Raw genomic sequence first — 12315 nt, 5'->3', positions numbered from 1 at the left:
GCGGCCCGGCGCCTCCGCGGAGACCCACTCGGCTGCGACCCGCGCCGCGGGTCGCCGTGACCCCCCCCGGGCCGGTATTCGAGGGAGTGAGCTATGCGAATCGGCATCATCACCTTTACCGATGGCCGCAGGCGAGTGGCCGAGCGAGGGAAGGAGTCCACCACACGATTCCAGACCAAGATCGCCGAGTTCTTCCGCAAGGAAGGGCATGAAGTGATCGAAGGCGCGCAGGCCGTCTGGAACTGGAGCACCGCTCGGGACGAGGCCACTCGAATGAACGAGGGTGGCTGCGACGTCGTCGTCTTCAACTATTGTGTCTGGGCGTATCCGGATTTCACGGCACAGGCTGCGCGCGACGTGGACTGCCCCATTCTCTTCGTCGGCAACATCAATCCGTCGTATCCGGGTTGGGTTGCCTTCTTCGCGGCGGCAGGAGCACTCGACGAGATCGGCATCCCATACGGCAGAGCTTTGGGCGACGTGGACGAGCCCGAAGTTGCAGCGGATATTCGGCGATTCTTGGCCATGCACGAGCCTGACCGGATTCATCGCGGAGAGCACGCTGCCGAGCGCTTGAGTGGACTGCGATACGGCGAGTTCGACGGTCCGTCCATGGGAATGTACACAGGTCACATCGACCCCAGCCAGTGGATGGAGGAGTTCGGCGTTCACGTGTTCCATCGGAGCCAGCTCACGCTCGCTTGGCTCGCCGAGAAAATCCCCAATGACCGCGTCGAAGCCGGTCTGCAGTGGCTGGAGCGTCATGCAAAGGAGATACTTTGGGACAACGAGCGGTTGCCGAGGGGCGTTGATGGGCAGCTCGGTCGGCAGGTGCGGCTCTACCTGGCCATCAAAGACTACTGCGCAGAGGAGGGAATAGACTTCCTCGGGCTCACCGGGCAACTCGATTACACGGAGTGGCCGCACGGCATCACGATGGACCTCCCGGAGGCGCTCCTAAACGATACGGCCGACTGGGAGAACCCCCGCAAAAAGCCCATCATCACGGCCACCGAGTGCGACTCGAACGGTGCTCTCACGATGCAACTCCTGCATCACCTTTCGGGGACCCCCGTGCTGTTCGCCGACCTGCGCCACTACCACAAGGAGCAGGGCATCTACGACTTGGTCAACTCCGGCCAACACGCCCCGTGGTTCGCCACTCGAACCGACGAGTTCGCAGAGAACTGGTCCAAAGTACGCCTATTCCCCAGCGACCCGATGTACTTCCCGTGCGGCGGCGCGTCGGTGCAGTTCTATGCCGCACCCGCCGAAAAGGTGACCTTCGCGCGGATCACGCGGGCAAGCGGAACGTATCGAATGCACTTCTTCACGGGTTCGTTCGTGGATTACGGTTGGGAGGAGAATGAGCGGCTCGCGAAGCAGACCAGCTATGAGTGGCCCCATGCGTATGCCAAGTTCGACTGCTCGGAGCGCGACCTGGCGATGCAGTTCTCGTGCAATCACATCCACGCCATCGAAGGAGACTGGCTCGCCGAGTTGGAAGCGGCGTGCCGCTACCTCGGAATCGTGCCGATCGACATGTCCGGGTAGGCTCTCCGTCTCGTGCAGGTTGGTACGTTCGCATTATAGGGAATTCGACTCGAAAGTAAGATCGCATTGGCAAGCGATCCGATACCGGTTTTCTGGGGGATTCGGGCTCAACACGCAAGAAATCGACTCAAAACCATAAACGGCAGCGGCAAGTTTCGCAGGATTCGCGTTAGAATAGATTATCGGTGTAAGGTCCAAAGGTCCTATGGTTTGCTCGCCTGCTGCGAAGACAAATGGTGAACTCGTGAGAGGCTTTAGCCTCATCGAACTTCTCACCGTTGTGGCTATCCTATCCACGCTCGCCGCACTGCTGTTTCCGGTTGTGTCGGCGGCAAAGCGCTCCGGGATGGGATCGTCGTGCCTTTCTAACCTGCGTCAGGCGGGAAGTGCACTGGCGATGTACAGCGACGACCACGCGGGCGTGCTTCCAGAGCACAACTTACTGGCCGAGGCCTTTCAGTACACGTACGCCGAGCAGTTCGTACACCGCTCCTACTGCCTCTGCGCCAGCCGCCCGGCAGTCGACAGATATTGCTGGCTCGACGACATTCACTCCTACTTGCGCCTAACCAACCTGTTTTGCCCGGCTGACCGCGGAGATGATCGCTCCCGTTACTCGACGTCCTACGAGTACAAGCTGGACCTCGCCTATGACGGAGACCTTGCACGGTTGATCGTTCCTTCGAAGGTGGCGGTGCTCTGGGAGCAGTGGGCATTCCATCAAGCCGGGCGAGAGAGCTCGCGCGATGATCGGGCAACCTTGAACGTGCTGTTCGCAGACGGCAGCACCAAGTACAAGAAACTGTCCCGCACTACGACCGCGGTGTTCGGTGATGGGCCAGACCTGATGTTCCTGTTCCCCGGCGTCGGCGAGGACCGTGCCTACGAGGGCGAGGACTTCGTAGACTAGCGCCCGCGCCTAGACCACTTCGACACCCTTCGCACGATCGCATCCGCGTGCTCCACATCGTTCGCCCAAGTGCAGAGCATCACGCCTTCAGGATCGAGAGCCTCGAAAAACGGATCGAGGTCGTCCGGCTCCGCCGAGATGTGGATGTTCTTCCCGGCGGCCAGTACGCGGCGATACACATCCATCCACTTGGATGCCGGCCCGTTGCCGGCGCCATACACGAACTCCAAAGCGTCCAGCTTCGGAATCTCCAGGATCGCGTCCAAGAGGTGAAGCGCTCCGGGACCGTCCAGGTGGTACACCGAACGGTCTAGCCACTCGACCTCCTCCACGATCTCTTGCAGGAAGAAATCGCGAAACATCCTCTCCGACACCATGCACGAGAAGTCGGCGGATGGGATGTAGTAGCGGCCTCGCGCGAACAGCGGGTGCCAACTCACAGCGATCTCTTGTCCCGCCTCCTTCAGGATGGTCTCCTGCAGGCCGTACATCTCGTAGAATGCAGGCCGGATGCGGTCCATCAACTGGTGCACATGCTCGGGAGCCTCGACGAGATCCACACAGAGCTGCTGCGGGTCTCGGAGGGATGCCGCTAGGTCCGCGCCGGGATGCAGGTCGGTGATGCCGACGAGGAACTTGCCGCGTCCGACGTCCAGCCCCAGCCGCGTCATCTCCAGGATCTTCTGGATGTAGGGATTGAACTGGTTGAAGCTCAGGCGGTCGAGCCCATCCCAATCGCGCAGGACCGGTACGGACCAGGAGGTGTCCTCACCGAACTCCAACTCAGCGCCGTACGCTGCCGCAAGCAGTTCAGGCCCGAGGTTGGGAACGAAAGTCGGTAACGTCTCGCCGCACCAATAAGTCGAAGCGACCCAGGCCTCGGCGCATCGCACCGCGTACTCCGCGTCCATCCATCGCTCGCGCAAAGAGGCGTGGCGGCTCTCGGGTGCGGTGACCTGCCGTGGCTTGGGCGCCCGGACTTGGACGGCAGGCCGGTCGAGGATTGCACCCTCCCACCAGGCTTCCATGCGGCAGATAGCCATCCCAGCGTCGGGTTTTGACTCCAGAACGAACTCTGACATCGTGCTCAGGATTCGCTGCCGGCGCCATGATCCTCTGGAGATAGGGACCCGGCAATAGGCTGAGTCTGCCTAGGACCCGAAGACTCCGACGATCCTTAGCGGCACGAAGTGTGCTATGATGAGACTGGCGCTTTGTGCATAATGACGCAATCGGTGAGAGCAGCGCCGGAACCTTCTGGAGGGGAACAAAATGCCGAGAAAGATTACCGAAGAGTGCATCGCTTGCGGGGTGTGCGAGCCCGAGTGCCCGAACGGAGCCATCTCGGAAGGCACCGACACGTACGTCGTTGACCCGAATAAGTGCACGGACTGCGCCGGCGAACCGGACGGCCCGAAGTGCGAGGCCGTCTGCCCGAACGATGCCATCGTAGCCGCAAGCTAGGGCACTGCTACACATTTTGGGGGGAGACAGCGCCCGACTCTCCGGGCAAGAGCCGAGCGTGCGGGCTTGTCTGAGTTTCCTGGAATCCCCGCCTTCGCGGGAACGACAATTACTGGCGCTCCTCCGCAACGGGTTGCCGTTCCCGCGGAGGGACCCGTTGAAAAAGCCCCTATGCCCTGGCTCGCGTCCCGCGGCTGCGAGCGCTACTTCGGCGTAGGGGTGGCCTGCACCGACTGCACTTCGGATGCGTCCGCTACACCGTCGGGTGATGGTTCCGTGGTCCTCGGTGTTCGCCGCGGTCGCCACACCGAAGCGAGGACGGACACCGTGAGCACCGCGCACACCACGATCAGCGACGCTTCGGTCGGAATCTCATAGGGCGACTCCGCTAAGAGCATTTTCACGCCCACGAACACCAAAATGAGCGACAGGCCGTAGTGCAGGTAATGGAACATGTCCATCACCCCGGCCATCGCGAAGTAAAGCGCGCGGAGACCGAGGATGGCAAAGACGTTCGACGTGTACACGATGAAGGGGTCGCGGGTGATGGCCAGGATGGCGGGGATGGAATCGATCGCGAAAACCACGTCGCTCACCTCGACGAAAATGAGCGTGACGAGTAAGGGCGTGGCGAACAGCTTGCCCGATTGGCGGACCAAGAACCTAGCCCCGTGATACTGGTTCGTTATGGGTAGGAGGCGGCGAGTCAACTTGATGACCACGTTCCCCTCGATGTCGGCCTTCTTGTCCTTCTCGAATGCCATGCGGATGCCGGTAGCGATCAGCAGGACGCCGAACACGTAAACCATCCAGGCAAACCGGTTTAGCAGCGAGATGCCCGCAAGAATCATCAGGATCCTCAGCACCACCGCGCCGAACACTCCCCAGAACAGCACACGGTGCTGGTACTTCGCAGGAACCTGGAAGTAGCGGAAGACGACGAGAAACACGAAGACGTTGTCTATCGAGAGGGAACGCTCGATCACGTAGCCCGTGAGGAACTCGATGGCTGGGCCGTGGCCCTTCCACAGGTAGATGCCGACGTTGAAGGCCAAAGCGATAAGGACCCACACGCCACTCCATATCAGCGCCTCCTTCACCTTGACCTCGTGGGCATGGCGGTGAAGAACGCCTAGGTCCAGATAAAGCAGAGACAGGATGATGGCGGCGAAGATGAGCCAACCAATCAATTCGGGCGACAGCGCGGATACCTCCAAGACGACATGCAGCCCAGAGTCTAACGCAAAAGGGCGGGTCACTGCCCAGATGGCGGGACCCACCCCGTAAAGTGAATTGTGGAAGCTACGACCTGTGACCGGCTTCCATGGCCCGGAGCCGCGCGATCCGCTGTTCGGTCGGTGGGTGCGTCCGGAACAGATTGAGCATGGCGGAGCCCACACCGCCGAACGGATTGACAATGAACAGGTGCGCCGCGCTCGGCACGGTCTCCGCGGGCATGAGCCTGGCCGACCGCTCCAGGTTCGCCAACGCGCTCGCCAGCCCAGTCGGAGAGCCTGCAAGCCTCGCGCCAGTGGCATCGGCCTCGAACTCCCGTGCCCGCGAGATGGCGAGCTGGACCAGCGTTGCGGCAATCGGTGCAACGATGAGCGCCAGAAGCAGAGCCAAGCCGCCCCCGTTGCGGTCATCCCGCCCCGAGAAGATGAGAGCCCATCGGCCCACATAAGACAGCATCATCACCGCGCCCGCAATGGTCGCGACGATAGTCATGGTGAGAGTGTCGCGGTGTTTGATGTGGGCGACCTCGTGGGCGATCACGCCCTCGACCTCATGCGGCTGGAGACTGCGCAGCAGACCCTCGGTCACGGCTACGGCTGCGTGGTGGGGGTTCCTACCGGTGGCAAACGCGTTCGGCTGCTGCTCCGGTAGGATGTACAGCCGCGGAGTCGGGATTCCGGCCCGGGCACAGATTCGGTCCAGCATCGCGTAGAGCTCAGGAGCGTCAGCCCTGCTCACTGGTCGCGCACGGTGAATGCTCAGCACGATCCGATCGCTGAACCAGTAGCTGCCGAAGTTGAGGGCCATCGCCACGGCGAAGGCCACCAGGACCCCGCTCATTCCGCCGACCAGGCTGCCGATCCACATCAGCAGCGCGGTCAGCACCACCAACAGAACACCAACCTTCAGAGTGTTCACATTCTCCTCCTGATCGGAACTACGTCCCACGTACCGCGCGGGTTCGCACCCCTACCCGCTAACACTGGGGCCGATCCGAATCTTACGTTCCAATGGTGCTTTCCTTCGATCTTATCTGACTGCTGGACGAGGAATCTCGCTCTAGCGTTCGATGTAAAGGGTTCGCACGCCCCACGCCGGTACCGTGATCTCGCCGGAGGATGGGCCCATGGGCATCTCGCACGCGTCCGTCGTCCACACGCCGCGCGCCCGTCCGTCCTTCCAGAGGATTCTCACCTTCTCGTCTTGTCCCGACGCAGCGTACAATCGCAGGATCCACCCCCTGCCGATGTCGCTCGGTTTGAGGGCCGTTACGATCGTCCCCTCCGCCTGGACTCCGAAGGGCAGAGAGAGACGCTTGCCCGGAGCCGCGGGCGCAACAATCAGCGGGCTGCTTGCTTCGACACCGAAGCGCGTTGCGGCGGCGGAGTCGTAGGCGTCATGGGCGCGAAGCGAGTAGCGGAATGTGACTTCTCCTTCCTGGTCTGCCCGATAATTCGTGTGCCAGTGGTTGTTCATCACCCACGAGTAGATCGTCTGCGTCGGTGTCAGCTTCTCGAGCCACGCTTCCGGATTGGTCTGGCTCCCGATCAGATTCCCCCACAGGCCGCCGAGCTCGATCAGCGGGGCGTCGGAGGTCGTTAACGTGATGCCGTGCGAGGTATTCGACACGTCTACCCAGCGCTGCACGCTGAGGAAGTTCTTGTTAGCACCCGGAAGCTGAACCGTCTCCGGCGTCACGACGGCCCATGCCGTGTCGAAGCGTACTTGCCCACCTTCGACCGAGAAAGGGAATGCGAAGTGCACGCCCTCCTTCTCGCGCACCGGTCGCTTCCAGACCTTGTTCATGATGTCCACGCGGTCCATGCCCGCCATTACACGCACTTCTCGCACCAGGTACCTGGCTCCGGGCGCGGCTGAGATGACGCGCAATGTGGCAACCAGTGGGCCGCGCTCGACCACCTCGATCTTGGGAGTGCCGGAGGTGCTCGCACCCTCGATATCTGCTCCTCGAACGTACAGGTATTGGTTGAAACGATACGGCTGTGAGCCGTCCACCAGCTCCCGTCCGTCTTCAATCCGCAGGATGCTGGCAATGTCTCCGGTGACTTCGTCCAAGGTGACACGGTAGGTGTCGTTCTGGACGGAGAGACCCTCGGCGGTAGCAGTCTGCGCCACGTAAGGCTCGCCCGCTACGACTCGGAAGCGCTTCGCACCTAAGGCCGGCACGTCCGAGGCGATGAACACCAGCTCGCCGCTCGAAAGGCGCTGGGAGGGAACTGGCTTGCCATCGGCATCTTCCACGCGGTCCCTCGCGAGCGACCAGTCGCGAGGGAGTGATACGAGATCCGTGCGTGCCCAGGACGAGGTATTGAACACATCGATCTCACGCCGGTCGTTACCATCCCTTTCACTAAGCGCCTGGCTCAGCAAACGACGAGACTGCTCGTCCGCGTCCAGCGCAAACCGCTGCTTCGTCTCCCACTGCTTTCGCACGAAGTCACTGTCAGGATCCCACACGCTGGAGTGCGCCCCCCACGTGTGTTCGGTGTATAGTAGTACATTGCGCCACGCATCCAGGAAGTCGTGGGAAGGGTACTTGTCCGGGTCGAGCATCGCCCACAGCGTCTCGGCTTGCACTAACCGGTCGGCGGAGGCCCGGTTGAGAGCGGTCTCACGTGCGCTGGATGCCGCACCCTCCTCCCAGTAAGGCGAATAGTCACCGCTGATGTGGGGTACCCGGCTCCCATGCCGACGCTCGAATGCACGCATCGCTTCGGAGGTGGTGGCAATCACCAGCCTAGGCGACTCATACATCTCGTTCCAGCGGCGTACGGCATCGGGGAGATCGGGGTCAATCGGTGAGTTGTCGGCTAAAGCCCACGTTATCAGTAGCATGTCATAAGGGAATTGCTCCCGCTCGAGGGCCGACAGCTTCTCAAACAGCCACGGCTCGAGGAAGTGCTTCATCGGGTCGTGGCTACGGATGGGCTCGGGTGGCGTGTCCACGTTGGAGTACCCCCACCCGTTGGGTCCCGTCTTCAGAAAAGTCCCGAGCGAATAGGGTTCCGTCTGCCAAACCAGCACCTCTTCTTTGCCGGAGGGCGACACCCAGTAGAAGGGCTTGTTCTCCCACGCTACCCTAACACGTCCTATGCGATCCGAGTTGTTAGGTGCTAAGAGCAGGTACCGGATACCCGCGTGTGCCATTGCGGTTACCATGCCCCAGCTCGCGCCGGGCACGTCCACCAGCATCGCTGCATCCGAATGAGGCACGCTCCTCGGGCCAGGCATACGGGACATGCGGAAGCTCCTCAGCAGCTCCTCGGGCCGAGCCAGACCGGAGAGCAGATGGGCATAGGAGGCGTCGGGGTGGATGGACCCGTTCCATAGCCACGGCGCGATCTCCTGCCACTCCGAGTCGCCGGTCGTGTGAAGCAGGTCGTCCAGCGCCCAAAAGGTCTCGCAGTTCCATCGGAAGCGCGCGCCTTCGGGATAATTGCTCGTAGCCTTTGCCAGCAGGGCCGCGTCTAATATGTTCTTCTGATGGGTCTTCAGTGCAACACTTTGGTGGCTCGTATAACCGACGTCCACGTGGGAGTGGGGAAGAATGTACACGTCCCATTGGCGGACTGGCTCGATGTCGGCCTGTTGGTCGGCTGCCATGCCCGACTCCGTTCGGATCTCGATGCCCACTGTGCGTGGAGATGCTGCCGCGGAGATCATCGCCCGCAGCGTCTGCGCCCCCGAGTGGATGTCGGCCGTCATGGGAGTCGCTCCGTCCACCGAGATGTATGCTTTGGTAGGCTCGCCACGATAGGTCACTCGCACCGCCACCTGTTGGCGTGGCCCTTCCGGCGTTCTATAGATGACCGCTCGGGTCGGCAGGACTTCCACACTTAGGTGGGGAGTCACCTGCTTCAGCGTCGTCCCATCGGGTGCCTCCATTCGCAAACTGTCATATACCACCCAACTCCCCTTAGCGTTCGTGATCGTCAGCACGTTGTCGCCCTCCGTCAGGTGCTCGTGCGGTAGCCTGACCTCGGACACGAACGACTTGCCGCGCCCGAAATCCCCTTCCAATGCGCGCTCGTCACCCGATCCGTGTGGCGTCTGAACATCGGCTATGCGCACGCCGTTGAGATCCACCAGCAACTGCGGGGGCACAGATCCGTGCGTGTCGAGCAGGTCCAGTACCAGAGTGCAATCGAGGGCCGGCCTCGCTTCGAGCCCAAACCAGACCGTGAAGGTGTGGCTGGTACTACCTGCCCAAGCATCCGAGGGGCCTGGGTGCACATAAGGCCAGTCACGTTCTGGGCGGGAGGTACCCACTACGTAGTAGGCATCGCCTGAGAACTCCCTATAGGCCGAGGGGGCATGTGCTAGCCCCATGGAAGTGTCGTCCGAAACGCCGATACTCCAAAGTGCAGGTACTACTACCATCGCTGCTATCAGTTCCATCAATCCCATGCTGTCGGCTCAAAGTGGTCCATTGGGGCACTCGGCTGTATGCTCCGACAGGCTCGACATCACGGAGGAGGAACTCGGGGCACTCGCGTGAAAACGCTTCGCACACCTATCCAGCCCTACCAAGATCGCCGGGTTCTGTCTAAAAGAGCCCCAACCAGGTACACCTACGATTGTCGGATCAGGACCTTTGCGGTTAGCATTTGCCATAGCCCGCTACCTGTGCCTCTGTTTGACCTGGGTGGACCGACGATGCGGAGTTGGACTTGTTTGCCACGCAGGTTAGTAAGGAGAGAGTACCGCGCGGAGCCGCGTATCGCCCCGCAATCCCCTCCTTGGCCGATCCGCGCCCTCGTGTGTGTCCATGCCGTCCCCGTCGGTCCACCCTCTTTCGCCAAGCCTTCAGAGAGCGGGGAGGTCCGCAGTCCTACGAAGGGCGCCGTGATGCGCTCTGCGCATCGCAAGAGGCAACGACGCCACTCTAACCGCCCAACGGGGCCGCCCTGGCTTGAGCGGCCCCGTTACCACAACCTGCTACTCGCCGGTCTCGGCGCCGGTCCACCAAGCCGAGTAGTTCGGCGGCTCCTTCGTCACCCACACGTCGTGTACGTGGCTCTCGCGAAGGCCCGCGTTGGTGATCCGGGTGAACACGGCGCGCTCTCTCAGTTCGTTCAAGTCCCTGGCCCCCACGTATCCCATGCCGGAGCGGATGCCGCCCGCGAGTTGCGCGATAGTCTCGGACATAGGGCCGCGGTAGGGCACTCGGCCCTCCACACCCTCCGGTACGATCTTTCCGCCGGCCGTCTGTCCGTAGCGGTCCATGCCGCCTTGCCGCATGGCTCCGATCGAGCCCATGCCGCGATACACCTTGTACGCTCTGTTGCGGTACATCTCGATCTCGCCCGGCGATTCGTCGCAACCGGCGAGCATGTTGCCCAGCATGACGCTGGACGCACCCGCCGCTAGGCTCTTCACGATGTCGCCGCTGGAGCGCACGCCTCCGTCTGCGATGATGGGCACGCCCAGCTTGGCCGCGGCCTCCGCGCATTCCAGCAACGCCGAAAGCTGTGGTACCCCCACGCCCGCCACGATGCGCGTAGTGCAGATGGAGCCGGCGCCGATCCCGACTCGTATCGCGTCGGCGCCCCGTTCGATTAGTGCGTGCGTTGCCTCTCCGGTTGCCACGTTCCCGCCGATGACCAGCATGTCCGGCAGCGCGCGCTTGATTGCGGCGACTGCATCCAGGACGCCGCGCGAGTGCCCGTGCGCGGCGTCCACTACGATGAAGTCCACTCCCGCCTCTGCCAGCGCGCGCGCCCGCTCGACGGGTGCCGACATCGGCCCGACCGCAGCCCCCACGCACAACCGCCCCTTCGCGTCCTTCGTCGCATTCGGGAATTGCCGCAGCTTCAACAGGTCCTTGATGGTGATCAGCCCGCATAGCCGGAACGACTCGTCCACGATGGGCAGCTTCTCGATACGGTGCTCCTGCAGCATCTGCTGAGCCTGCTCCAGAGTGGTGCCTACGGGTGCGGTGATCAGGTTCTCGGTGGTCATGCGCGAGCGGATGGGCCCGCTGAAGTCGGTCTCGAAGCGAATGTCGCGGTTGGTCAGAATGCCGACCAACCTGCCGCTCTCGTCGGTCACGGGCACGCCGGAGATGTGATAGCGCTCCATCATCTCCTTGGCCTCTCGCAGTGGCTGGTCGGGAGAGAGATGGAACGGGTCAACGATGACGCCCGACTCCGAACGCTTCACCCGGTCCACCTCTTGGGCTTGCACGTCGGGCGGAAGATTACGGTGAATGACCCCCACGCCCCCCTCTCGTGCCAGGGCGATGGCCATGCGGCTCTCGGTCACGGTGTCCATCGGGCTGCTGACGATCGGGAGGTGCAAGCGGATGCTTCCGGCAAGAGTCGTCGCCGTGCTGACTTCGCTAGGAAGCACCTCGGTGTCTCGAGGTTGAAGAAGTACGTCGTCGAAGCTTAGGCCGAGCGGGAAATCCCTAGCCACGAGGCCCTCCAGGCTTTTCATCACATTGTAGCCCCCGAGCCCCGCACGGATCAATCAGGGGTGCCGGCCCACCGGGCCCCTTTTCGGTTTGGTCCGTGGTTCTTGCATCGTGGTTCCGGCGTCCCGCCGGTCAGAATCCGAATCGCCGAGACGGCGAAACCACGGACGCAAGGGTTGCGAGCGGTACACTTGCCGCCATGCTCACGAGATGCGACTGGTGCGCAGGCGACCCTCTGATGGAGGACTACCACGACAACGAGTGGGGAGTCCGAAGCGACGACGACACCGCCCTCTTCGAGCTCCTTACCCTCGAGGTGTTCCAGGCCGGCCTGAGCTGGCGCTCCGTGCTGGTGCGCCGCGAGGCGTTCCGCAGGGCGTTCGAGGGCTTCGACATCGAGCGGGTGGCCACCTTCGGTCCCTCGGACGTCGAGCGGCTGATGGCCGACGCGGGCATCATCCGCAATCGCAAGAAGATCGAGTCCACTATCGAGAACGCAAGGATCATCCGAGACCTGGCGAGGGAGAGCGGCTCCTTCGCCGGCTGGCTGGACAGCCTGCCGAACAGCGACCTGGCCAACTATCAGAAGGTGTTTCGCAAAACCTTCCGATTCTGCGGACCCGAGATAACGCGAATGTTCGTGATGGGTTGCGGACGGGTTCCGCCCCCGCACGACCCCCACTGCCAGACGGGCGCACGGTAGAATCCCACTGAA

9 protein-coding genes are annotated in these 12315 nt (G+C 62.4%); 4 read left to right on the top strand and 5 right to left on the bottom strand.

Going from position 1 to position 12315, the window contains the following annotated elements; all coding sequences use genetic code 11:
• Window positions 1-93 precede the first annotated feature (93 nt).
• Together HRF45_08575 and HRF45_08570 are read left to right on the top strand one after the other, a co-directional pair.
• Window positions 94-1554, top strand: a complete 1461-nt coding sequence (locus tag HRF45_08575; protein MEP0766576.1) for a fucose isomerase — start codon at window positions 94-96, stop codon at window positions 1552-1554.
• Between the two features lie 244 nt (window positions 1555-1798).
• The gene (locus HRF45_08570) at window positions 1799-2464 is read left to right on the top strand and encodes a type II secretion system protein (GenBank protein MEP0766575.1); all 666 of its coding nucleotides are present in this window, start codon (window positions 1799-1801) and stop codon (window positions 2462-2464) included.
• On the opposite strand, the gene HRF45_08565 is transcribed toward HRF45_08570, so the two are convergent.
• Window positions 2461-3546, bottom strand: coding sequence for a trimethylamine corrinoid protein 2 (locus HRF45_08565; protein ID MEP0766574.1), 1086 nt, complete (start codon window positions 3544-3546; stop codon window positions 2461-2463). The genes HRF45_08570 and HRF45_08565 overlap by 4 nt on opposite strands.
• 190 nt (window positions 3547-3736) lie before the next feature.
• Between HRF45_08565 and HRF45_08560 the strand changes: the two genes are divergently transcribed.
• A complete protein-coding gene (locus HRF45_08560; GenBank protein ID MEP0766573.1) occupies window positions 3737-3928 on the top strand; it encodes a 4Fe-4S binding protein in 192 nt (63 codons plus the stop codon).
• Window positions 3929-4131: 203 nt separating this feature from the next.
• Here the strand turns inward: HRF45_08560 and HRF45_08555 are convergent, their stop codons facing one another.
• The 4 genes from HRF45_08555 to guaB form a co-directional block, all read right to left on the bottom strand.
• A complete protein-coding gene (locus tag HRF45_08555) occupies window positions 4132-5130 on the bottom strand; it encodes a TerC family protein (protein MEP0766572.1) in 999 nt (332 codons plus the stop codon).
• A gap of 100 nt (window positions 5131-5230) precedes the next feature.
• Window positions 5231-6031, bottom strand: coding sequence for a zinc metalloprotease HtpX (locus HRF45_08550; GenBank protein ID MEP0766571.1), 801 nt, complete (start codon window positions 6029-6031; stop codon window positions 5231-5233).
• Window positions 6032-6223: 192 nt separating this feature from the next.
• Window positions 6224-9583: a glycoside hydrolase gene (locus tag HRF45_08545; protein ID MEP0766570.1), complete on the bottom strand. Its 3360-nt coding sequence runs from the start codon at window positions 9581-9583 to the stop codon at window positions 6224-6226.
• A gap of 540 nt (window positions 9584-10123) precedes the next feature.
• Window positions 10124-11623 (bottom strand): IMP dehydrogenase, encoded by a 1500-nt coding sequence (gene guaB / locus HRF45_08540; GenBank protein ID MEP0766569.1) that lies wholly within the window; start codon window positions 11621-11623, stop codon window positions 10124-10126.
• A 176-nt stretch (window positions 11624-11799) separates the two neighbouring features.
• Between guaB and HRF45_08535 the strand changes: the two genes are divergently transcribed.
• Window positions 11800-12303: a DNA-3-methyladenine glycosylase I gene (locus HRF45_08535; protein ID MEP0766568.1), complete on the top strand. Its 504-nt coding sequence runs from the start codon at window positions 11800-11802 to the stop codon at window positions 12301-12303.
• Window positions 12304-12315 lie beyond the last annotated feature (12 nt).

The sequence above is a fragment of the Fimbriimonadia bacterium genome (assembly GCA_039961735.1).
Classification (GTDB): domain Bacteria; phylum Armatimonadota; class Fimbriimonadia; order Fimbriimonadales; family JABRVX01; genus JABRVX01.
Note: the sequence above shows the minus strand (reverse complement) of the source record. Positions and strands in the feature narration are given on the sequence as shown.

Bases quoted from the DNA above. Each gene is read 5' to 3' on its own strand.
- HRF45_08575 (MEP0766576.1), top strand. From the start codon at position 94: ATGCGAATCGGCATCATCACCTTTACCGATGGCCGCAGGCGAGTGGCC.
- HRF45_08545 (MEP0766570.1), bottom strand. From the start codon at position 9,583: ATGGAACTGATAGCAGCGATGGTAGTAGTACCTGCACTTTGGAGTATC.
- guaB (MEP0766569.1), bottom strand. From the start codon at position 11,623: ATGAAAAGCCTGGAGGGCCTCGTGGCTAGGGATTTCCCGCTCGGCCTA.
- HRF45_08535 (MEP0766568.1), top strand. From the start codon at position 11,800: ATGCTCACGAGATGCGACTGGTGCGCAGGCGACCCTCTGATGGAGGAC.
- HRF45_08565 (MEP0766574.1), bottom strand. From the start codon at position 3,546: ATGTCAGAGTTCGTTCTGGAGTCAAAACCCGACGCTGGGATGGCTATC.
- HRF45_08560 (MEP0766573.1), top strand. From the start codon at position 3,737: ATGCCGAGAAAGATTACCGAAGAGTGCATCGCTTGCGGGGTGTGCGAG.
- HRF45_08550 (MEP0766571.1), bottom strand. From the start codon at position 6,031: ATGTGGATCGGCAGCCTGGTCGGCGGAATGAGCGGGGTCCTGGTGGCC.